We start from the raw sequence: 20,548 nt of genomic DNA on the forward strand, positions 1-20,548 counted from the left end.
TTTCGTCCTGTTACCCTTTGCGCAAATTCCCACCCGAGAGGACCCATGGCCTTCCCCAGCCGCCATTCACTCTTCCCTTTTCTGACCTGGCTGCCGCGCCAGACCCGCGCCAGTGTCGGCCGCGATTTGATCGTCGGCCTCAGCGGCGCAATTCTCGCGCTGCCGCAATCCATTGCCTACGCATTGATTGCCGGTCTCCCACCGGAATACGGTTTGTACGCCGCGATCATCCCGGTGCTGATCGCCTGCCTCTGGGGTTCGTCGTGGCATTTGATCTGCGGTCCTACGGCGGCGATTTCCATTGTCCTGTACGCCAGCGTCAGTCCTCTGGCCGTGCCGGCGACCCAGGACTACATCACGTTGATCCTGCTGCTTACGCTGCTGGCCGGGATTTTCCAGTGGTTGTTGGGAATGCTGCGGTTCGGCGCACTGGTGAATTTCGTCTCGCACTCGGTGGTGCTGGGCTTCACCCTCGGTGCCGCCGTGGTGATCGCCATCGGGCAGATGCCGAACCTGCTGGGGCTGGACCTGCCCAACCAGGCCACGGCACTCAACAGCCTGATGACCTTGCTCACTCACCTCGGGGCTGTGGATAAACCGTCGTTGGTGCTGGGCCTGGCCACAGTAGTGGTCGGTATTGTTCTGAAACTGCTACTGCCACGCTGGCCGACGCTGTTGATCACGTTGGTCCTGAGCGGGTTGTTGGTGTGGCTTTGGCCCGCGATGTTTGGCCATGTGAAATTGGTCAGTGCGTTTTTTGGACGGTTGCCACCCTTCAGCGCAGTGCCGCTGGATCTGGAGTTGATCCTGCGTTTGCTGCCTAGTGCGGTCGCGGTCGGCATGCTTGGGCTCGTTACCAGTCTATCGATTGCCCGCTCGTTGTCGGCCCGTTCGCAGCAGTTGCTCGATGCGAACCAGGAAGTCCGCGCCCAAGGCTTATCAAACATGGTCGGTGCGTTTTTTTCCGGGTCGCTGTCGGCCGGTTCCTTTACCCGCTCGGGCCTGAGCTACGAAGCGGGCGCCTGCTCGCCGCTGGCCGGAGTGTTTTCGGCGTTGTGGGTAGCGCTGTTCGCAATCTTCGGCGCCGGATTGATCGCGCACATTCCGATCCCGGCCATGGCCGGCAGCATTCTGTTGATCGCCTGGGGGTTGGTGGACCATCGCGGCATTCGCGCCTTGTTGCGGGTCAGCCGCGCCGAATTTCTGGTCATGGCTCTGACTTGCGTCGCCACGTTGCTGCTGGAATTGCAGACGGCGATCTACGCCGGGGTGCTGGCCTCGCTGTTCTTCTATCTCAAGCGCACCTCACAACCGCGAGTGCAGCACTGGCGCGATGGCGATGAAGACGTTCTGCGGGTCGGCGGTTCGATCTTCTTTGGCGCCAGCCATTACCTGCAAGTGCGCCTGCAACGCATGCATGGCGTGCGCGTGGTGATCGAGGCGCAGCAGATCAACTTCATCGACTATTCGGGGGTGGAGATGCTGCACCAGGAAGCGCGGCGGCTACTGCGTCAGGATCGCAGCCTGACCTTGCGCGGCGCGCGGCCGCCGGTGGTGGAGGAGTTGCGCAAGCTGGAAGGGGCGGAGAAATGCCCAATCCGTTTCGAAGATTGAAACCCCATAGTGATGACAACCGCATAACCTGTGGCGAGGGAGCTTGCCCCCGTTCGGCCGCGAAGCGGTCGTAAACCCGGCAACCGAGGTGTGTCAGACAAATCTTGGGGGGCTGCTGCGCAGCCCAACGGGGGCAAGCCCCCTCGCCACAGCAAGCTCCCTCGCCACAAAAGTCTACAGTCCCAATTGGCGGCGAAGTTCAGCCAACACCGGCGCTGTATCCGGTCGCACTCCGCGCCACAGGTAGAAGGCTTCCGCCGCCTGTTCGGCCAGCATCCCCAAACCATCCATCACCGCCACCGCGCCGTGTTCGCTGGCCCAGCGGCAGAACGAGGTCGGTTCCTTGCCGTACATCATGTCGTAGCACAGCGTCCTGCCCGGTTCGATCAAGCTTCCGGCAATCGGCGGTACATCGCCTGACAGGCTGGCAGACGTCGCGTTGATGATCAGGTCTACCGGCTCCTGCAACCAATCGAAACCACTGGCGGACACCGGTCCCAGATCGGCGAACAGTTGCGCGAGCAACTCGGCTTTTTCCACCGTGCGGTTGGCGATGATCAGCGACGCCGGTTGTTCCGCCAGCAAGGGTTCCAGCGCACCGCGCACCGCACCGCCGGCTCCCAGCAGCAGGATGCGTTTGTCCTTGAGGCTGAAACCGGCGTTGACCGTCAGGTCGCGCACCAGCCCGGCGCCGTCAGTGTTGTCGCCCAACAACGTGCCATCGGCCAGTTTGCTCAAGGTGTTGACCGCACCGGCACGCTGCGCGCGCGGCGTCAGGCTGTCGGCCAGGCGATAGGCCTCTTCCTTGAACGGTACCGTGACATTTGCCCCACGCCCTTCAACGAAAAATGTCCGGGCAAATTCGGAAAAGTCATCGAGCGGCGCCAGCGAAGTGCTGTAGTCCAATTGTTCACCGGTCTGCTCGGCAAACAGGCGATGAATCAGCGGCGACTTGCTGTGGCCAATCGGGTTACCGAATACGACATAACGATCCATCAGGATTCCTCTCAGCCCTTGGCCAACCAGTCACGATCTTGCAGGAAGTACTCGGTCAGGCGCGCTTCTTCGCTGCCCGGCTCGGCTTTCCAGTCATAACCCCAGCGCACTTGCGGCGGCAGGGACATCAGGATCGATTCGGTACGACCGCCCGATTGCAGGCCGAACAAGGTGCCACGGTCGTAGACCAGGTTGAACTCGACGTAACGGCCACGGCGGAATTCCTGGAATTCACGCTGTTTGGCGGTGAACGCATCGTTCTTGCGCCGCTGCACAATCGGCAGGTAGGCGTTGATGAACGCATCGCCAATGGCACGCATGAAAGCGAAGCTGGTGTCGAAGTCCCACTCGTTCAAGTCATCGAAAAACAGACCGCCGATGCCCCGGGGCTCGTGACGATGCTTGATGTGGAAATAGCTGTCGCACCAAGCCTTGTAACGCGGGTAGACGTCCTCGCCGAACGGCGCGCAAGCCTGTTCAGCGACGCGGTGCCAGTGCACGCAATCTTCTTCATTGCCGTAATAGGGAGTCAGGTCGAAGCCGCCGCCGAACCACCAGACCGGTTCTTCACCTTCTTTTTCGGCGATGAAAAAGCGCACGTTGGCGTGGGATGTCGGCACATGCGGATTGTGCGGGTGAATAACCAGGGACACGCCCAACGCTTCGAAACCGCGCCCGGCCAGTTCCGGCCGATGAGCGCTGGCGGACGGTGGGAGACCGCTGCCAAACACGTGGGAAAAGTTGACGCCGCCCTTTTCGATCACTGTGCCGTTTTCGATTACCCGGGTGCGACCGCCACCGCCAGCAGGGCGAGTCCAGGCGTCTTCGACGAAGCGCGTGCCGCCGTCCTCGGTTTCCAGGGCGGCGCAAATGCGGTCTTGCAGGTCGAGCAGGTAGGCTTTTACGGCCTCGGTGCGGGTCGTCATGTCATCACCTTGAATCGGGCAAAACTACGCGGCGCTCCATCGGAGCGGGGGCCGGCGCAAATGGGCGCGTAGCATAACATTGCAGCAACGCCCGCCGCAGTTGACGAAGATCAAGCTTAGGAGTTCGATAGGGAGCTTCGTAAAACGATGTTAGGAGAAGGCAGATGGCAAAGCGTATTCAGATCCGCGCCCATGGCGGCCCCGAAGTGCTCGAGTATGTCGATTACCAACCCGCCGAACCCGGCCCGCATCAAGTGCGCGTCACCAACAAGGCCATCGGCCTGAACTTCATCGACACCTATTTCCGCAGCGGCCTCTATCCGCCGCCTGCCTTGCCGTCGGGCCTGGGCTCTGAAGGCGCGGGCGTGGTGGACGCGGTGGGCAGCGACGTTACCCGCTTCAAGGTCGGCGATCGCGTGGCCTACGGCAGTGGCCCGTTGGGTGCCTACAGCCAGGTTCACGTGTTGCCGGAAGCCAATCTGGTGCTGCTGCCGGACGCCATCAGTTTCGAACAGGCCGCCGGCGTGATGCTCAAGGGCCTCACCGTGCAGTACTTGTTGCGTCAGACGTATGAACTCAAGGGTGGCGAAACCATCCTGTTCCACGCGGCGGCCGGCGGTGTCGGTTCCCTGGCGTGCCAGTGGGCCAAGGCATTGGGCGTGAAGCTGATCGGCACCGTCAGTTCAGCGGAGAAGGCCGCACTGGCCAAGGCCAACGGCGCCTGGGCGACCATTGATTACAGCCACGAAAACGTCGCGCAACGGGTGCTGGAATTGACTGACGGGAAAAAAGTCCCGGTGGTGTACGACGGCGTAGGCAAGGACACTTGGTTGACATCGCTCGATAGCGTGTCGCCTCGAGGCCTGGTGGTGAGCTTCGGCAATGCGTCGGGCGCGGTGGATGGCGTGAATCTGGGGATTCTGGCGGCGAAAGGTTCGCTGTACGTGACCCGTCCGACCCTGGGTACCTACGCCAACAACGCCGAGAACTTGCAGCGCATGGCGAATGAGCTGTTCGAGATGATCATCAGTGGCAAGTTGACGGTGGACATCAGCCAGACGTTTGCACTGGCTGATGCGGCCAAGGCGCAGACTGAATTGTCGGCGCGGCGGACTACCGGTTCGATTGTTTTGTTGCCGTAACGCCGCACTGTGGCGAGGGAGCTTGCTCCCTCGCCACAAGTCACTCAGGTGTCAGCCCTGGCGCACTACATGCCCGGTCGCCACATCCCGAATCACACTCGGGTTCTTGCGCCCACCCAGATTGCCGCCGAGCACCAGATCAAGCTGCCCACGGAAATACTGCTCGATGCGCAGCCGCGTTCGCGCCGCCGGCCGGCCCTGTGGGTTGGCGGAGGTGGACACCAATGGCCCGACCAACGCACACAAGTCCCGCACCAACGGATGATCGCTGACCCGCAGCGCCACGGTTTCATGCACGCCGGTAATCCATTGCGGCAACAGATTCTGGTGTGGCACCAACCATGTGTTCGGACCCGGCCAGGTGCTGGCCATGCGGTCCATCCACAGTTCAGGGAAGTCTTCGAAGAGGAAGTCGAACTGGCGAATGTTGTCCGCCACAAGGATCAGCCCCTTACTCACTGACCGGCCCTTGAGCATCAGCAGACGATCCACTGCCTCTTCGTCCCACGGGTCACAACCCAGGCCCCAGACGGCTTCGGTTGGGTAGGCAATTACCGCTCCTGCGCGAATTGCTTGTGCGGCTTGTTGCACCCGCCAGCTGTTGACCATGAAAAACTCTCCGGAATAAGGCTCTGCGCAGTTTACCGATCTTCCTTATAAAACCTAGCTCACCCGCGCAAACCAGCGTCCGCTTTCGCACACCGCCCGGCCATCCATTTCCAGTTCAGTCAATGCCGCCAACACTTTGGGCAAGGCCCAGCCACTGCTGTTTGCCAGCGCTTCACTGGTGTGAGGCGCCGCGTGCAGCAACATCAGCAAGGGATGAGTCGCTGGCGGCGCGTTCATGGACAACGGCAACTGCTGCCAGCCGCGCAAGGCTTCGAGGATGTGCTCGATGGTTTCCACCAGCATCGCACCGTCGCGGATCAGCTGATGACAGCCCTTGGCGCCGGGATGATGAATCGATCCTGGAATCGCATAAACCTCGCGACCTTGCTCCGCTGCGAGCCTGGCGGTAATCAACGAACCACTGGCGACACTGGCCTCGACCACCAGCACGCCGAGGGACAAACCGCTGATGATCCGGTTGCGCCGGGGGAAGTTGCTGGCGGTCGGGCCGGCGTCCAGCGGAAACTCCGAAAGCACTGCGCTGCCCGATGCAATCATGGCGTCCGCCAGCCGCCGGTTGCGCTGTGGATAAAACTTTTCAAGTCCCGTGCCAAGTACCCCGACCGTTTGGCCGCCCACGTCCAAAGCCGCTTGGTGCGCGGCAGCATCAATGCCCAGGGCCAGACCACTCGTAATGACGAATCCGGCGCCCGCCAAACTGCGGGAAAAGGCAGCCGCGGTGTCCATGCCCGGCCTCGATGCGCGGCGACTGCCGACCATCGCCAATTGCGGTTTTTCCAGGATGCCCGGATCGCCGGCAACAAATAACAGTGGCGGTGCATCGCTGATTTCTGCCAGCAACGCCGGGTACTCCGGCTGGTCCCACATCAGCAAATGCTGACCCGGACGCTCTAGCCAGGCCAATGCGTGGCTCGCGCCGTCGCGGATTTCACTGGAGCGTCGAGCCTCGGCACTGGCCGCCGGCAAACCCAACGAACGCCAGGCACTGGCCGGCGCGCTGATAGCTTTTGATGCCGAGCCAAACGCTTCGAGCAGTTTCTTGAATCGCATCGGTCCCAGTTCGGGCAAGCGGTGCAGACGTAAACGCGCCTCCAGTTCCGCAGGGGAAACCGGGGTAAAAGCGGAAAGCGACATGGATCATCCTTGATCGTTATGAGCCCCGTTCAAACGGGAATAAGCTGTGGATAACTCTGTTGGTAACTTGTGGAGCAGGCTAAGGATTCCGCACCTTATCCAGGACCGCCAGTGAGCGCGATGCGTTGAGAACCAGCCCGTAACTGAGTTTGTCGTAAGTGCGGAAAACCATCAGCAGACCCGCGCGCTCATCGGGGATTTTCAGCGGCTGGCCGGTGACCCGGTCACGCACGGTTTCACCGGTTTTCATCACCACCAGCACGTTGCCTTCGGCTAATCCGTCGCGTTGTCCCTTGTTCAGCGTGACCACGTCCATCGCGCCAATCTGCGTGACCCCGCGTGGCACATCGATGATCAAGCCATTGATGTCGGTTTTCGGCGCGCTGGGCATGAAAGTCGAATTGATCGCTCGCTCTTCGCCGCTGAACAAACGGTCGCCGAGGCGGACTTCCTGGGTGGTGCGTTGCAGCGCCAGGGTGGCGACATCGCCTTCGGTCGCGACAATCTCGCCGCCGCCAATGTCGTCGGCGTTGATCCCCAGGAACTCCTTGCTCTGCGGATCGGTGTAGACCTTGCCCTGGCGGAAGATGCCGTACACCGGCTGGTTGGGGTCGAAATGCCCGCGCGCGAAAATCCGGTCGCCGGTGCCGCTGAGCACTCGCTCGGCATCGCCGGCGACGATGTAGGGCGCCTTGTCGAAGTCCTCGACCTTGTCGACGATGCGGTTGCTCAACAGAAAGCTGTTGATCGATTGCAGCGGGATGCTCGGGATCGCATCGGCCACCGGGCTGCTGCGGATACGGGGCGAGAGCTTGATGGTGCCCCGGGATTCGCCGCGATTGAGGGTCAAGCGCGGCTGGCCGTCGACATAGACCAGCGTCAACGTGTCGCCGGGATAGATGAGATTGGGGTTCTGGATTTGCGGATTGACCTGCCACAGCTCGGGCCATTTCCACGGCTCACGCAGGAATTTGCCGGAGATGTCCCAAAGTGTGTCGCCCCTTACCACTGTGTATTGCTGCGGAAAACCTTCCTTGAGTTGCACTTGCCCGTGCGCCAAACCGGCCGAGGCCAGAAGGAGCAAGGCGAGTAGTGATTTCCTCATGCGGTGAATCCCTTTATTATGTGCGTTCGCGTAAAACGCCAGAGCCCCCGTGGCTCGCTCCTCGCTCTTCTTGAAGAAAGGAGCTACGTTTTACAACGGTAGCCTGCATCTTCGGACCCGCCAGGCCATCGACCCGACTTTACCTCACATGTGCAGCAATTAAGCTTATGGCCATTTTAGACATCCTCGAATTCCCCGACTCGCGCCTGCGCACTATCGCCAAACCTGTGGCCGTAGTGGACGACGAAGTGCGTCAGTTGGTCGATGATATGTTTGAAACAATGTATGAAGCGCCAGGCATCGGCCTCGCCGCGACCCAGGTCAACGTGCACAAACGTATCGTCGTGATGGACCTCTCCGAAGACCGCAGCGAACCGCGGGTGTTCATCAACCCCGAGTTCGAAACCCTGACCGACGAGATGGAGCAATACCAGGAAGGCTGCCTCTCGGTGCCGGGCTTCTACGAAAACGTCGATCGCCCGCAGAAGGTCAAGATCAAGGCCCTGGACCGCGACGGCCAACCTTACGAACTGATCGCCGAAGGTCTGCTCGCCGTGTGCATCCAGCATGAATGCGACCACCTCAACGGCAAGTTGTTCGTCGATTACCTGTCCAATCTCAAACGCGACCGAATCAAGAAGAAACTGGAAAAGCTCCATCGCCAGAACGCTTGATGCCCTCCTTTCAAAGGCTTGCTGCGGCAAGCCTTTTTCTTTGCGACTGCTTTGTAATAGAGAGTTTCCATGACTGAGCCACTGCGCATCGTTTTTGCCGGCACCCCGGAATTCGCCGCCGAACACCTCAAGGCCCTGCTCGCCAGCCCTTACGAGATCGTCGCGGTCTACACCCAACCGGACCGTCCGGCGGGCCGTGGGCAAAAACTGATGCCGAGCCCGGTCAAGCAGTTGGCTCTGGAAAACAACATCCCGGTCATGCAACCGCCGACCCTGCGCAACGAAGACGCCCAGGCTGAACTGGCCGCATTGAAACCCGACTTGCTGGTGGTGGTCGCCTACGGTCTGATCCTGCCGCAAGTGGTGCTGGATATTCCGCGCCTGGGTTGCATCAACAGCCACGCCTCGTTGCTGCCACGCTGGCGCGGTGCGGCGCCGATCCAGCGCGCCGTTGAAGCGGGCGACAGCGAAAGCGGCGTGACCGTAATGCGCATGGAACTGGGCCTCGACACTGGGCCGATGCTGCTGAAAGTCACCACGCCGATTACCGGCGAAGACACCGGCGGCAGCCTCCACGACCGTTTGGCGGAAATGGGTCCACCGGCTGTGGTTGAAGCGATTGCCGGCCTCGCTGCCGGCACGCTGGTAGGCGAAGTGCAGGACGACAGCCTCGCCACTTACGCACACAAATTGAACAAAGACGAAGCACGCATCGACTGGAGTCGTCCGGCGGTAGAGCTGGAACGTCTGGTCCGCGCCTTCAACCCATGGCCGATCACCCACAGCACGCTGAACGGCGAAGCGCTGAAAGTATTGGCCGCGAACCTCGCCGAAGGGCTGGGCGCACCAGGAGAAATCCTCAGCGCCAGTAAGGACGGCTTGATCGTCGCTTGCGGTGAGCAGGCCCTGTGCCTGACCCGTCTGCAATTGCCCGGCGGCAAGGCGCTGAACTTCAGCGACTTGTTCAACAGCCGTCGTGAGAAATTCGCCGTCGGCACCGTGCTCGGTCAAGCGGCGGACGCTCAATGAACCCGCGTCTGGCCGCCGCCAAGGCACTCGCCGCTGTCCTGAACGGAAAAGCCTCACTCAACAGTTCATTGCCGACGCAAATGGACAAGGTTGAAGACCGCGATCGCGGCTTCACCCAGGACCTGGCGTTCGGCACCGCGCGCTGGCAGCCACGTTTGTCGGCGCTGGCAGCGAAGTTGTTGCAGAAGCCGTTCAAAGCCGCCGACGCCGATGTCGAGGCGTTGTTGCTGGTCGGCCTCTATCAACTGCTCTACACCCGCGTCCCGGCCCACGCCGCCATTGGCGAAACCGTCGGTTGCGCCGACAAGCTGAAGAAGCCTTGGGCCAAAGCCTTGCTCAACGCCGTGCTGCGCCGCGCCCAACGGGAAAGCGAAGCGCTGCTGGCGGAGCTGGAACACGACCCGGTGGTGCGCACTGCCCACCCGCGCTGGCTGCAAAAATCCCTGAAGGCGTTCTGGCCTGAGCAGTGGGAAGCCATTTGCGCTGCGAACAACGCGCATCCGCCGATGATTCTGCGGGTCAACCGTCGCCATCAGACCCGCGACGCGTATCTCGGTTTGCTGAGTGAAGCCGGCATCGCCGCCAGCCCCTGCGTTTACAGCCGCGACGGCATCATCCTCGACGCTGCCGCCGATGTGCGCAGCCTGCCGGGTTTTGCCGAAGGCTGGATCAGCGTGCAGGACGAAGCCGCGCAACTGGCCGCCGACTTGCTGGATTTGGCACCGGGCCAGCGGGTGCTGGACGCCTGCTGCGCACCGGGTGGCAAGACCTGCCACATCCTCGAAGCCGAGCCTGCACTGGCCGGCGTGGTGGCGGTGGACCTCGAAGCCAAACGTCTGGTGCGGGTGCGGGAAAACCTCGCACGCCTGGGCCTGAGCGCCGAACTGATCGCCGCCGACGGCCGCGACACTGCGACCTGGTGGGACGGCAAACCTTTCCAGCGCATTCTGCTGGACGCGCCATGCTCGGCGACTGGCGTGATCCGTCGTCACCCGGACATCAAGTTGACGCGCCAACCTGACGACATCGCCGCGCTCGCGGTGCTGCAGGGCGAGTTGCTCGACGCCATGTGGATAACTCTGGAGGTCGGCGGGATCCTGCTTTACGCCACCTGCTCGACATTGCCGACCGAGAACACTGAAGTCATCGAAGCCTTCCTCGCCCGCACGCCGGGCGCGCGTGAGCTGGACCTCGCCATCACGGCCGGGATCAAACAGCCGCATGGTCGCCAATTGCTGGCCCAGCAGGGCGGTCACGACGGGTTCTACTACGCCAAACTGATCAAGATTGCCGCCGCGCGCGGTTAACCGGATTTCAAGGGAGTGACTGGATGAAAATCATCATCCTCGGCGCGGGGCAGGTGGGCGGTTCGCTGGCGGAACACTTGGCCAGCGAAGCCAACGACATCACCGTGGTCGACACCGATGGCGAACGCCTGCGCGATCTCGGCGATCGGCTGGACATCCGCACCGTGCAGGGCCGCGCGTCGTTCCCGACCGTGCTGCGCCAGGCCGGTGCCGATGACGCCGACATGCTGGTCGCGGTGACCAACAGCGATGAAACCAACATGGTCGCCTGCCAGGTCGCCCACACCCTGTTCCACACCCCGACCAAGATCGCCCGGGTCCGCGAAGCCGCGTACCTGACCCGTGGCGGGCTATTCAACAACGACGCGATCCCGGTGGACGTGCTGATCAGCCCGGAACAAGTGGTCACCAACTACATCAAGCGCCTGATCGAACACCCCGGCGCCTTGCAGGTGATCGACTTCGCCGAAGGCAAAGCCCAACTGGTGGCGGTGAAGGCTTACTACGGCGGGCCGTTGGTGGGGCAGCAACTGCGGCAGTTGCGCGAACACATGCCGAATGTCGAAACCCGCGTAGCGGCGATTTTTCGTCGCGACCGACCGATCCTGCCCCAGGGCGATACGGTGATCGAGGCCGACGACGAAGTATTTTTCATCGCCGCCAAGGCGAATATTCGCGCGGTGATGAGCGAAATGCGCCGCCTCGATGAAACCTACAAACGCATCGTCATCGCCGGTGGCGGACAGATCGGCGAACGCCTGGCCGAGGCCATCGAAAGCCGTTATCAGGTGAAGATCATCGAGATGAACCCGGCGCGCTGCCGCTATCTCTCGGACACCCTCGACAGCACCGTGGTGTTGCAGGGCAGCGCGTCGGACCGCGACTTGTTGCTGGAAGAGAACATCGCCGACGCGGATATCTTCTTGGCCCTGACCAACGACGACGAAGCCAACATCATGTCGTCGTTGCTGGCCAAACGGCTGGGCGCGAAGAAGGTGATGACGATCATCAACAACCCGGCTTACGTTGATTTGATCCAGGGCGGCGACATCGACATCGCCATCAGCCCGCAACTGGCGACCATCGGCACCTTGCTGGCCCACGTGCGCCGTGGCGATATCGTCAGCGTGCACTCACTGCGCCGAGGCGCGGCGGAAGCCATCGAGGCGATTGCGCATGGCGATGCGAAGTCGAGCAAGGTGATTGGCAAGGCCATCGAGAACATCGGTTTGCCGCCGGGCACCACGATTGGCGCGATCATTCGTGATGAACAAGTGATCATCGCCCACGACGACACCGTGATTGCGGCGGGCGACCATGTGATTCTTTTCCTTGTGGATAAGAAGCATATTCGGGATGTGGAGAAGCTGTTTCATGTGGGGTTGAGCTTCTTCTGATCCAGCATTTGCGTTGACTGGACTGACCTCTTCGCGAGCAAGCCCGCTCCCACAGGGGATCTCGGCCGTACACAAAAACTGTGGCCACTGAATATCCACTGTGGGAGCGAGGCTTGCCCGCGAAGGCGATCTCGAAACCACTCATCACTCAAAGGAATCCACCCATGATCGAATCCCTGGAAAAAATGCTCGCCAAGGGTGTGGATAACTCACTGCTGCGCTTTGGCTTGGGCAAGGGTTATCTGGATCTTGGGGAAAACGCCAAGGCCGCCGAGCATTTCCAGCGCTGCGTTGAGTTCGATCCAAAGTATTCGGCAGCCTGGAAGCTGCTGGGCAAGGCGCATCTGGCGCAGGCGGACGTTGCTGCCGCGCGTCAGGCCTGGGAGCAAGGCCTGGAAGCTGCTCGCGCCCATGGCGACAAGCAGGCGGAGAAGGAAATGACGGTGTTTCTGAAGAAGCTTGAGCGTCAGGCCCACTGATCAGAGATAGCGCAGACCAATCCCTTCGGCATCCACCAGCACCACTTCCATGCGCACTCGCGGCGCGCCGCCTGTGGGTAAGTCTTGCACCTGACCGTAGACCACCGCGCCCTTGGGCAATACCGACAGAGTCGGGTGCTTGACGTAGACACCCGTCGTCGACAGGTTACGGGTTTGCCCCAGACACTCACCGAAGCTTTCGTGGCTGATCTTGATGCGAAATGATTTGCGGAGTTCGGACATCTACTGCGCCCTTGAATGAACGTGTTGTGGATAACTTGACCTGTGTAGGAGCGAGGCTTGCCCGCGAAGGCGTCCTCAATAACGCTAAAAGCTTCGCGGGCAAGCCTCGCTCCTACACAGGCAGGTTATCCACAGAGCGTGCCAATTACTTCAGTACCAGCGTTCTTCGCCCGGTGGACGCTTCTTGAAGCGCTTCATGCTCCACATGTACTGACTCGGGTAAGCCCCGACATAGCGTTCCACGACTTTGCTCATCGCGGCGCAGGATGTCTCGGTATCCGTGCTGTACATGGCTTCCGGCGCGGCTTCGAGGATAACTTTGTACCCCGAGCCGTCCGGCAGCCGCAGGGCATGCAGGAACACGCCGACCGCTTTGCCGCCCGCCAACATGTTCGGCACAAATTTGCTGGTCAGCGCCTGGGTGGCGAAGAACGGCACGAAGATCCCGGCGGATTCGGCCGGTTCCGGGTCAGCGGGAATGCCCACTGCACCACCTTTGCGCACTTCCTTGATCACACTGAGGATGCCTTCCTTGGTGGAGGCCGCCACGCGGTTGCCCAATTGCACGCGCTGTTTGCGCAGCAAATCATCCACAGCCTTCAATTTCGGCGGACGGTAGAAAATGATCGGTTTGCACTGGCTGCAATAGAAGTGGTTCAACACTTCCCAGTTGCCGAGGTGGCTGGTGATGCCGACCACACCTTTGCCGGACGCCAACGCATCCTTCAACACGTCGAGGCCTTCGACTTCGCGCACTAGGTCGATGGAGCGCTGGGCCGGCCAGATCCAGGCGCAGGCGCTTTCGGTCAGGGACTTGCCAATGTCTTTCAGGCTCTGACCGACCAGACGCTCGCGTTCGGCAGCGTCCATCTCCGGGAAGCACTTGGCGAGGTTGATCCGCACCACGTCGCGGGAACGGTTGGGGGTTTTCCACATGACCCAGCCAATCGCCGAGCCCACCGCTTGCACTGCTCGCCACGGAAGCAAGGCAAACAGCCGCAGAGCGCCTACCAGCAAGGCGCCTTTAAACTTATCCACAGGTCACTCCTGATCTTGTGCTGTGTGCGAGGCGGCCATTCTAACCGCCGTTCGCCAGCGTCGCGTAGCGATCGCAGTCCCGGGTGTGGTCCATGACCATGCCCGAGGCCTGCATCAGCGCATAGCAAATGGTCGGACCGACGAAGGTGAACCCGGCCTTTTTCAGGCCTTTGCTCATCTCCACGGCGACCGGCGTGACCGCCGGCACTTCGCTGCGATCCTTGAAATGATTGATCAGCGGTTTATCGCCGACGAAGGACCAGAGAAATTTCACCGGGTCCTCCAGCGCCAGCCAGGCCTGGGCGTTGCGCCGGGCCGCGTTGAGTTTGAGACGATTACGGATGATCCCGGGGTCGAGCATCAATTCATCGATTTCGGCGTCGCTCATTTGCGCCACGCGCTGTACGTCGAAGCCGAACAACACCTCGCGATAACGCTCACGTTTACGCAACACGGTGATCCATGAGAGGCCGGCCTGGAACCCTTCGAGCAAAAGCAACTCGAACAATCCCTGCGCATCGCGTAGCGGCGTGCCCCACTCCTGATCGTGATAAGCCATGTACAGCGGATCTTCGGAACACCAAAAGCAGCGTGGCATAAGGCTCCAGGGGGCGTGCGCAGCAACGAATCGGGTATACTCCCGCTCTTTAAATCGCAGCCCAAGAAACAGGTGAATTTCGTGAGCCAGCCTACGCCAGCCGTGCGTACCTTCCAAGACTTGATCCTCGCGCTCCAGCAATACTGGGCCGAGCAAGGTTGCGTGGTACTTCAGCCCTACGATATGGAAGTAGGCGCCGGCACTTTCCACACAGCCACGTTTCTGCGTGCCATCGGCCCGGAAACCTGGAACGCCGCTTATGTGCAGCCCAGTCGTCGCCCGACTGACGGCCGCTACGGCGAAAACCCGAACCGTCTGCAGCACTACTATCAGTTCCAGGTAGTCCTGAAGCCGAACCCGGACAACTTCCAGGAACTGTACCTGGGCTCCCTCAAGCACGTCGGCCTGGACCCATTGGTCCACGACATTCGCTTCGTCGAAGACAACTGGGAATCGCCGACACTGGGCGCCTGGGGTCTGGGCTGGGAAGTCTGGCTCAACGGCATGGAAGTGACGCAGTTCACTTACTTCCAACAAGCGGGCGGCATCGAGTGCTACCCGGTGACCGGCGAGATCACTTACGGCCTCGAGCGTCTGGCCATGTACCTGCAAGGCGTGGACTCGGTCTACGACCTGGTCTGGGCGGACGGTCCGATGGGCAAAGTGACCTACGGCGACGTGTTCCATCAGAACGAAGTCGAGCAATCGACCTACAACTTCGAACACGCCAACGTCGAGAAGCTGTTCGAGCTGTTCGATTTCTACGAAAGCGAAGCCAAGCGCCTGATCGAACTCGACCAGCCGCTGCCGTTGCCGAGCTACGAAATGGTGTTGAAGGCGTCCCATACCTTCAACCTGCTGGATGCGCGCCGGGCAATCTCGGTGACTGCGCGTCAGCAATACATTCTGCGTGTTCGCACCCTGGCGCGTTCCGTTGCGCAAGCCTACCTGCTGGCTCGCGCCAAGCTGGGCTTCCCGATGGCGACCCCGGACCTGCGTGACGAAGTGTTGGCTAAGCTGGAGGCTGCACAATGAGTGCTCTGGATTTCCTGGTTGAATTGGGCACCGAAGAACTGCCACCCAAAGCCCTGAACACCCTGGCCGACGCGTTTCTGGCCGGTATCGACAAGGGCCTGCAAGCTGCCGGCCTGAACTACGAGACCAAAACCGTCTACGCCGCGCCACGTCGCCTGGCCGTGCTGATCACCGCGCTGGCCACCCAGCAACCGGATCGCAGCATCAACCTCGACGGCCCGCCACGTCAGGCCGCGTTCGATGCCGACGGCAACCCGACTCAAGCAGCCTTGGGTTTTGCCAAGAAGTGCGGCGTCGACCTGAGCGAAATCGATCAGAGCGGTCCGAAACTGCGTTACAGCCAGAGCATCGCCGGCAAGCCGACCGCGAGCCTGCTGCCGACCATCGTCGAAGATTCCCTGAACGACCTGCCGATCCCGAAGCGCATGCGCTGGGGTGCTCGCAAAGAAGAATTCGTGCGTCCGACCCAATGGCTGGTGATGCTGCTCGGTGACCAGGTCATCGATTGCACGATCCTCGCCCAGAAGGCTGGCCGTGACTCCCGTGGTCACCGCTTCCACCACCCGGAAAGCGTGCGCATCACCGCGCCGGCCAACTACTTGGCCGATCTGCGTGGCGCCTACGTGCTGGCCGATGCCAACGAGCGTCGCGCGCTGATCAGCAAGCGCACTGAAGAACTGGCGACAATGCAGGAAGGTACTGCGATCGTTCCTCCAGCCTTGCTCGACGAAGTGACCGCGCTGGTTGAATGGCCGGTGCCGCTGGTGTGCTCGTTCGAGGAACGTTTCCTCGATGTGCCGCAAGAAGCCCTGATCACCACCATGCAGGACAACCAGAAGTACTTCTGCCTGCTGGATGCCGACGGCAAGTTGCTGCCACGTTTCATTACCGTGGCCAACATCGAAAGCAAAGACCCGCAGCAGATCATCGCCGGTAACGAGAAAGTGGTTCGCCCACGCCTGACCGACGCCGAGTTCTTCTTCAAGCAAGACAAGAAGCAGAAACTCGAAGACTTCAACCTGCGCCTGCAGAACGTGGTGTTCCAGGAAAAACTCGGCAGCGTCTACGACAAGGCCGAGCGCGTTTCCAAACTGGCGGCGTACATCGCGCAACGCATTGGCGGCAACGCAGCCTGGGCTTCCCGTGCCGGCCTGCTGTCCAAGTGCGACCTGTCGACCGAGATGGTCGGTGAGTTCCCGGAGATGCAAGGTGTCGCCGGTTACTACTACGCCCTCAACGATGGCGAGCCGGAAGAAGTCGCTCTGGCGCTGAACGAGCAGTACATGCCGCGCGGTGCCGGCGCTGAACTGCCGACCACCCTGACCGGTGCGGCCGTGGCCATTGCCGACAAGCTCGACACCCTGGTCGGCATCTTCGGTATCGGCATGTTGCCAACCGGTAGCAAAGACCCGTATGCCCTGCGCCGTGCAGCATTGGGCGTGTTGCGCATCCTGATCGACAAGAAACTCGACCTCGACCTCAACGAAGCCGTGGCGTTTGCCGTGAATGCGTTCGGTACCAAGGTGAAGGCTGCCGGCCTGAATGACTCGGTGCTGGAATTCATCTTCGACCGTCTGCGTGCGCGTTATGAAGACGAAGGCGTGGATGTCGGTACTTACCTGTCGGTGCGTGCCCTGAAGCCGGGTTCGGCGCTGGACTTCGACCAACGCGTACAAGCGGTAGAAGCGTTCCGCAAGTTGCCGGAAGCTGCGGCACTGGCGGCCGTGAACAAGCGCGTGTCGAACTTGCTGAGCAAGGTTGAAGGCTCCGTGCCGACGGTCGTTGAAGCCAAGTACTTCGACAATGCCAACGAGTTCTCCCTGTACTCGGCGATCCAGCAGGCTGACCAGGCTGTTCAGCCGATGGCTGCTGCCCGTCAGTACAGCGAATCCCTGGCGCGTCTGGCGGCCCTGCGCGAGCCGGTCGATGCCTTCTTCGAAGCCGTGATGGTCAATGCGGATGACGCCAATGTGCGCGCCAACCGGTATGCACTGCTGTCGCGTCTGCGTGGGCTGTTCCTCGGCGTCGCCGATATTTCGCTGTTGGGGTAAGACTGTTTGAAACTGCTGATTCTCGATCGGGACGGGGTGATCAACTACGACTCCGACGCTTACATCAAGTCGGTGGAGGAGTGGATTCCGCTCCCCGGTTCGATCGAAGCCATCGCGCAGTTGAGCAAGGCTGGCTGGACGGTGGCAGTCGCTACCAACCAGTCGGGCATCGCTCGCGGCTATTACGACATCGCCACCCTGGATGCCATGCACGAGCGCTTGCGCACGTTGGTGGCGGAGCAGGGCGGTGAAGTCGGGCTGATCGTCCATTGCCCTCACGGCCCGGACGATGGCTGCGATTGCCGCAAGCCGAAACCCGGGATGTTGAAAACCATCGCCGCGCATTACAACGTCTCGCTGACTAATCTATGGTTTGTCGGCGATTCCCTTGGTGACCTGGAAGCCGCAAAAGCCGTCGATTCTCAGCCAGTTTTGGTAAAGACCGGGAAAGGCGAAAAGACTCTGGGTAAAACCCTACCGGTAGGCACCTTGATTTTTGACGATCTGGCGGCGATTGCCGCAGAACTTATCCACAATTAGAGCGTTTCGAGATTCCTGACCAAGGATTGATCGGGATTGCGCTTTATATAGACGGGCAGAGCCCGCACGGTAAACGTCACCATGTCGATACTGCAGGCCATCAGAACATTCCTCTTTTATCTGTTGCTGGGCACCAGCTCTTTGCTTTGGTGCAGCCTGAGCTTTTTCATCGCGCCTTTTCTACCGTTCAAGGCCCGATATCGCTTCATTAATGTGTACTGGTGCCGCTGCGCCTTATGGCTGAGCAAAGTGTTTTTGGGCATCAGCTACGAAGTCAAAGGCGCTGAAAACGTGCCTGACCAGCCGTGCGTGATTCAGTCGAACCATCAGAGCACCTGGGAGACGTTCTTTCTCTCGGCTTACTTCGAGCCGCTGAGCCAGGTCCTCAAGCGTTCATTGCTATTCGTGCCCTTCTTCGGTTGGGCGATGGCCATGCTGCGGCCGATCGCCATCGACCGTGATAATCCCAAAGCCGCGCTCAAGCATGTGGCGAAGAAGGGCGATGAGTTGTTGAAGGATGGTGTCTGGGTCCTGATCTTCCCGGAAGGCACTCGTGTTCCTTACGGCACCGTTGGCAAGTTCTCGCGCGGTGGTAGCGCTTTGGCGGTCAACGCCGCACTTCCGGTGCTGCCGATTGCACACAATGCGGGCAAGTTCTGGCCGAAAACCGGTTGGGCGAAGAAGCAGGGTGTGATCACTGTAATCATCGGCGAACCGATGTATGCCGAGGGCAGCGGGCCGCGAGCCGTCGCTGCATTGAACGATCGGGTCCAGGCCTGGAATGAGCAGATGCAGCGAGATATGGGTTCGTTGCCACCGGCGCCTCAAGCACCTGCCGAGACGGATCAGGTGGCTGTCTGAGATTCTGTGGATAACCTGTGTACCGTTTTGTTGAAAAACGTCGTATTTAGTTTCTAGGCTTATGATTTATATACATATTTCTTAAGCTCATAAAATCCGGAAAAAGGTGCATAAGTTTTTTTCGGACGTAAAAAAACCGGCTGATATAGCCGGTTTTTTTATGCCCGCATTTTATTCATGCAGCAGGGGGAAATGAAGGCTGAAACAGGTGCCTTTACCGACCTCACTTAAACATTCGATCCGGCCATCGTGGTGATCCACCACAGCCTTGACCATCGACAATCCCAACCCAATACCATCGATACCTTGAGCCGAAGTAAACCGGCGATATTGGCTAAACAGCTCAGGCAATTCGTTGGCAGCGATGCCTTTGCCCTGATCGGTAAGCTCGCACGTCAGCCAACCCTCGCGACTGCTGACTTGCAGGCTGATACGCGTTCCGGCATCGCTGTACTTGATAGCGTTTTCCAGCAAATTGAACAACGCCCGGGTCAGCAAGCCCTGATCGGCCATGATCAAACTTTCCTGGACATCGTCTTCGAGGTGGTGGACTAACTCGATCTGCTTCAACTGCGCAATGCTCAAGGACTGGTCGAACACGTCCAGTACCAGCATCGCGAACAGGGTGGGCTGGAATTCATAGGCCTCAGACTCGGCCCTGGCCAATAATACAAAGCCGTCCGTGAGGTCCAAGGCCCGCCGCACCTGACGCTCAATCTGATCGAACAACTGCGTGTCGCCGCCCACCTGGTGCCGATGCACATCGAGCAAGGCCAAAATCGCCGAATGCGGCGCCCGCAGGTCGTGGGACAAAAAGCGTAGCAGCACACCACGTTGCTCCTCGGCATCACGTTCGACACTAAGGTCGGTCAGACTCAGCAGCCAGCCGATCGGCGTTTCTCCGTCCACGGGCAACAATGCCGCGCGCTCCAGGCGCAGACTGCGTCCTTTGATATCCCTGAACTCCAGCAGGGCCAACGTCGATAAAAGCGGGCGCGCGCCATTCAGCAATTCCGGGTAGCCCAATCGCGCCAGTTGCTCAAGGATGTCATCGCCCACCAGATCGGCGCCGAACAAGTCTCGGGCGTTACGATTGCCGAGCAATATCCGGCCTCGCGGATCACTGATCAACGTCGCTACCGGTAGATACTCCAGTCCATCGGCGATAAAGCGCCGGGTATCGCGGGTCCGACTCATGGCTTGTTCCAGCGCCATGATTTGCCCCTGCAAATGATCGCCGGTGGGAAACTGCACCCGTCGGCGTTCCGGGAAGACTTTCGGTTCGTTGTCCAGTCGCGCCAGTTCCCAGCCGAAATAGCTCAGCACCACACTCAGGCGCCGCCAATTCCAGATCAGGTAGCCCAGCAGCATGCCCATCAGGCTCGCCGCCGGGGACCACCACCAACGCAGTTCTGCCAGACAGGCGCTGATCAGCAGCGCGCAGCTCATGCCACCCAGCGTCAGCCACAACGCCAGGCGCGGGCGCAGTAACAGCAAGCCGAGCACGCAAGCGACTAGACTGACTGACAACAACGCCTCCAGCGCTCCCGAACCCTTGAGCTCACTGGACTGGGCGCTGTACGAGAGCAGGGCAGTCAGGGGCAGCAGGATCAGACTTATCCACAACCACTCCCTGACTAACTGCCGGAATAAACGCTGGACCTGAGTCGGTTCACGGCTTTCACGACGGCGCTGAATTGTCATGGGCAAGTCTGATAGGGCAGGGGGAAGGCGTTAGATTCATGAGTC

20 protein-coding genes are annotated in these 20,548 nt (G+C 60.6%); 11 read left to right on the top strand and 9 right to left on the bottom strand.

Features of this window, described 5'->3' with window-relative positions:
- Window positions 1-45: 45 nt before the first annotated feature.
- Window positions 46-1,614: a SulP family inorganic anion transporter gene (locus NK667_RS27110; protein ID WP_054617167.1), complete on the top strand. Its 1,569-nt coding sequence runs from the start codon at window positions 46-48 to the stop codon at window positions 1,612-1,614.
- A gap of 174 nt (window positions 1,615-1,788) precedes the next feature.
- Here the strand turns inward: NK667_RS27110 and aroE are convergent, their stop codons facing one another.
- Both aroE and hemF read right to left on the bottom strand, forming a co-directional pair.
- Window positions 1,789-2,610, bottom strand: coding sequence for a shikimate dehydrogenase (aroE, locus tag NK667_RS27115; protein WP_054617166.1), 822 nt, complete (start codon window positions 2,608-2,610; stop codon window positions 1,789-1,791).
- An 11-nt stretch (window positions 2,611-2,621) separates the two neighbouring features.
- On the bottom strand, window positions 2,622-3,536 hold the full coding sequence (gene hemF / locus NK667_RS27120) for an oxygen-dependent coproporphyrinogen oxidase (RefSeq protein ID WP_054617165.1): 915 nt from the start codon (window positions 3,534-3,536) through the stop codon (window positions 2,622-2,624).
- A gap of 164 nt (window positions 3,537-3,700) precedes the next feature.
- On the opposite strand from hemF, the gene NK667_RS27125 reads away from it, so the two are divergent.
- Window positions 3,701-4,678, top strand: a complete 978-nt coding sequence (locus tag NK667_RS27125; RefSeq protein ID WP_054617164.1) for an NADPH:quinone reductase — start codon at window positions 3,701-3,703, stop codon at window positions 4,676-4,678.
- Between the two features lie 51 nt (window positions 4,679-4,729).
- On the opposite strand, the gene tsaC is transcribed toward NK667_RS27125, so the two are convergent.
- From tsaC to NK667_RS27140, 3 genes are all read right to left on the bottom strand, one after another.
- Window positions 4,730-5,287, bottom strand: coding sequence for an L-threonylcarbamoyladenylate synthase type 1 TsaC (tsaC, locus tag NK667_RS27130; RefSeq protein WP_054048078.1), 558 nt, complete (start codon window positions 5,285-5,287; stop codon window positions 4,730-4,732).
- Window positions 5,288-5,341: 54 nt separating this feature from the next.
- Entirely contained in the window at window positions 5,342-6,442 is a 1,101-nt protein-coding gene (gene dprA / locus NK667_RS27135) for a DNA-processing protein DprA (RefSeq protein WP_054617163.1), read from the bottom strand.
- A gap of 79 nt (window positions 6,443-6,521) precedes the next feature.
- Window positions 6,522-7,547 (bottom strand): LysM peptidoglycan-binding domain-containing protein, encoded by a 1,026-nt coding sequence (locus NK667_RS27140; RefSeq protein ID WP_054048081.1) that lies wholly within the window; start codon window positions 7,545-7,547, stop codon window positions 6,522-6,524.
- Between the two features lie 167 nt (window positions 7,548-7,714).
- On the opposite strand from NK667_RS27140, the gene def reads away from it, so the two are divergent.
- From def to NK667_RS27165, 5 genes are all read left to right on the top strand, one after another.
- Window positions 7,715-8,221, top strand: a complete 507-nt coding sequence (gene def / locus NK667_RS27145; protein ID WP_046056612.1) for a peptide deformylase — start codon at window positions 7,715-7,717, stop codon at window positions 8,219-8,221.
- A gap of 69 nt (window positions 8,222-8,290) precedes the next feature.
- Window positions 8,291-9,250, top strand: a complete 960-nt coding sequence (gene fmt, locus NK667_RS27150; protein WP_054617162.1) for a methionyl-tRNA formyltransferase — start codon at window positions 8,291-8,293, stop codon at window positions 9,248-9,250.
- Window positions 9,247-10,557, top strand: a complete 1,311-nt coding sequence (gene rsmB, locus NK667_RS27155; RefSeq protein ID WP_054048085.1) for a 16S rRNA (cytosine(967)-C(5))-methyltransferase RsmB — start codon at window positions 9,247-9,249, stop codon at window positions 10,555-10,557. Before fmt ends, rsmB begins: the two co-directional genes overlap by 4 nt.
- Before the next feature lie 23 nt (window positions 10,558-10,580).
- Entirely contained in the window at window positions 10,581-11,954 is a 1,374-nt protein-coding gene (gene trkA, locus NK667_RS27160) for a Trk system potassium transporter TrkA (RefSeq protein ID WP_054617161.1), read from the top strand.
- A gap of 164 nt (window positions 11,955-12,118) precedes the next feature.
- Complete coding sequence (locus tag NK667_RS27165) at window positions 12,119-12,433, top strand: tetratricopeptide repeat protein (protein ID WP_054617160.1); 315 nt, start codon at window positions 12,119-12,121, stop codon at window positions 12,431-12,433.
- Here the strand turns inward: NK667_RS27165 and NK667_RS27170 are convergent, their stop codons facing one another.
- The 3 genes from NK667_RS27170 to tag all read right to left on the bottom strand — a co-directional run bounded on the left by NK667_RS27170 (window position 12,434) and on the right by tag (window position 14,312).
- The gene (locus NK667_RS27170) at window positions 12,434-12,676 is read right to left on the bottom strand and encodes a PilZ domain-containing protein (RefSeq protein ID WP_054048091.1); all 243 of its coding nucleotides are present in this window, start codon (window positions 12,674-12,676) and stop codon (window positions 12,434-12,436) included. It lies immediately after the preceding gene.
- A gap of 150 nt (window positions 12,677-12,826) precedes the next feature.
- Window positions 12,827-13,714, bottom strand: coding sequence for a lysophospholipid acyltransferase (locus NK667_RS27175; protein ID WP_054048093.1), 888 nt, complete (start codon window positions 13,712-13,714; stop codon window positions 12,827-12,829).
- Window positions 13,715-13,754: 40 nt separating this feature from the next.
- Complete coding sequence (gene tag, locus NK667_RS27180; protein WP_054048095.1) at window positions 13,755-14,312, bottom strand: DNA-3-methyladenine glycosylase I; 558 nt, start codon at window positions 14,310-14,312, stop codon at window positions 13,755-13,757.
- Window positions 14,313-14,393: 81 nt separating this feature from the next.
- On the opposite strand from tag, the gene glyQ reads away from it, so the two are divergent.
- The 4 genes from glyQ (at window position 14,394) to NK667_RS27200 (ending at window position 18,799) form a co-directional block, all read left to right on the top strand.
- Complete coding sequence (glyQ, locus tag NK667_RS27185) at window positions 14,394-15,347, top strand: glycine--tRNA ligase subunit alpha (protein WP_008155694.1); 954 nt, start codon at window positions 14,394-14,396, stop codon at window positions 15,345-15,347.
- Window positions 15,344-17,398, top strand: coding sequence for a glycine--tRNA ligase subunit beta (gene glyS / locus NK667_RS27190; protein WP_054048097.1), 2,055 nt, complete (start codon window positions 15,344-15,346; stop codon window positions 17,396-17,398). Before glyQ ends, glyS begins: the two co-directional genes overlap by 4 nt.
- Before the next feature lie 6 nt (window positions 17,399-17,404).
- Window positions 17,405-17,938 carry a D-glycero-beta-D-manno-heptose 1,7-bisphosphate 7-phosphatase gene (gene gmhB / locus NK667_RS27195; protein WP_054617159.1) on the top strand — a complete coding sequence of 178 codons (534 nt, stop codon included), beginning with the start codon at window positions 17,405-17,407 and terminating at the stop codon, window positions 17,936-17,938.
- A gap of 81 nt (window positions 17,939-18,019) precedes the next feature.
- Window positions 18,020-18,799 carry a lysophospholipid acyltransferase family protein gene (locus NK667_RS27200; protein ID WP_054617158.1) on the top strand — a complete coding sequence of 260 codons (780 nt, stop codon included), beginning with the start codon at window positions 18,020-18,022 and terminating at the stop codon, window positions 18,797-18,799.
- A gap of 171 nt (window positions 18,800-18,970) precedes the next feature.
- On the opposite strand, the gene NK667_RS27205 is transcribed toward NK667_RS27200, so the two are convergent.
- Complete coding sequence (locus NK667_RS27205) at window positions 18,971-20,503, bottom strand: sensor histidine kinase (RefSeq protein WP_054617157.1); 1,533 nt, start codon at window positions 20,501-20,503, stop codon at window positions 18,971-18,973.
- Window positions 20,504-20,548: the final 45 nt, after the last annotated feature.

Source organism: Pseudomonas nunensis (assembly GCF_024296925.1).
GTDB lineage: Bacteria > Pseudomonadota > Gammaproteobacteria > Pseudomonadales > Pseudomonadaceae > Aquipseudomonas > Aquipseudomonas nunensis.

Bases quoted from the DNA above. Each gene is read 5' to 3' on its own strand.
- NK667_RS27110 (WP_054617167.1), top strand. From the start codon at position 46: ATGGCCTTCCCCAGCCGCCATTCACTCTTCCCTTTTCTGACCTGGCTG.
- aroE (WP_054617166.1), bottom strand. From the start codon at position 2,610: ATGGATCGTTATGTCGTATTCGGTAACCCGATTGGCCACAGCAAGTCG.
- hemF (WP_054617165.1), bottom strand. From the start codon at position 3,536: ATGACGACCCGCACCGAGGCCGTAAAAGCCTACCTGCTCGACCTGCAA.
- NK667_RS27125 (WP_054617164.1), top strand. From the start codon at position 3,701: ATGGCAAAGCGTATTCAGATCCGCGCCCATGGCGGCCCCGAAGTGCTC.
- tsaC (WP_054048078.1), bottom strand. From the start codon at position 5,287: ATGGTCAACAGCTGGCGGGTGCAACAAGCCGCACAAGCAATTCGCGCA.
- dprA (WP_054617163.1), bottom strand. From the start codon at position 6,442: ATGTCGCTTTCCGCTTTTACCCCGGTTTCCCCTGCGGAACTGGAGGCG.
- NK667_RS27140 (WP_054048081.1), bottom strand. From the start codon at position 7,547: ATGAGGAAATCACTACTCGCCTTGCTCCTTCTGGCCTCGGCCGGTTTG.
- def (WP_046056612.1), top strand. From the start codon at position 7,715: ATGGCCATTTTAGACATCCTCGAATTCCCCGACTCGCGCCTGCGCACT.
- fmt (WP_054617162.1), top strand. From the start codon at position 8,291: ATGACTGAGCCACTGCGCATCGTTTTTGCCGGCACCCCGGAATTCGCC.
- rsmB (WP_054048085.1), top strand. From the start codon at position 9,247: ATGAACCCGCGTCTGGCCGCCGCCAAGGCACTCGCCGCTGTCCTGAAC.
- trkA (WP_054617161.1), top strand. From the start codon at position 10,581: ATGAAAATCATCATCCTCGGCGCGGGGCAGGTGGGCGGTTCGCTGGCG.
- NK667_RS27165 (WP_054617160.1), top strand. From the start codon at position 12,119: ATGATCGAATCCCTGGAAAAAATGCTCGCCAAGGGTGTGGATAACTCA.
- NK667_RS27170 (WP_054048091.1), bottom strand. From the start codon at position 12,676: ATGTCCGAACTCCGCAAATCATTTCGCATCAAGATCAGCCACGAAAGC.
- tag (WP_054048095.1), bottom strand. From the start codon at position 14,312: ATGCCACGCTGCTTTTGGTGTTCCGAAGATCCGCTGTACATGGCTTAT.
- glyS (WP_054048097.1), top strand. From the start codon at position 15,344: ATGAGTGCTCTGGATTTCCTGGTTGAATTGGGCACCGAAGAACTGCCA.
- NK667_RS27200 (WP_054617158.1), top strand. From the start codon at position 18,020: ATGTCGATACTGCAGGCCATCAGAACATTCCTCTTTTATCTGTTGCTG.
- NK667_RS27205 (WP_054617157.1), bottom strand. From the start codon at position 20,503: ATGACAATTCAGCGCCGTCGTGAAAGCCGTGAACCGACTCAGGTCCAG.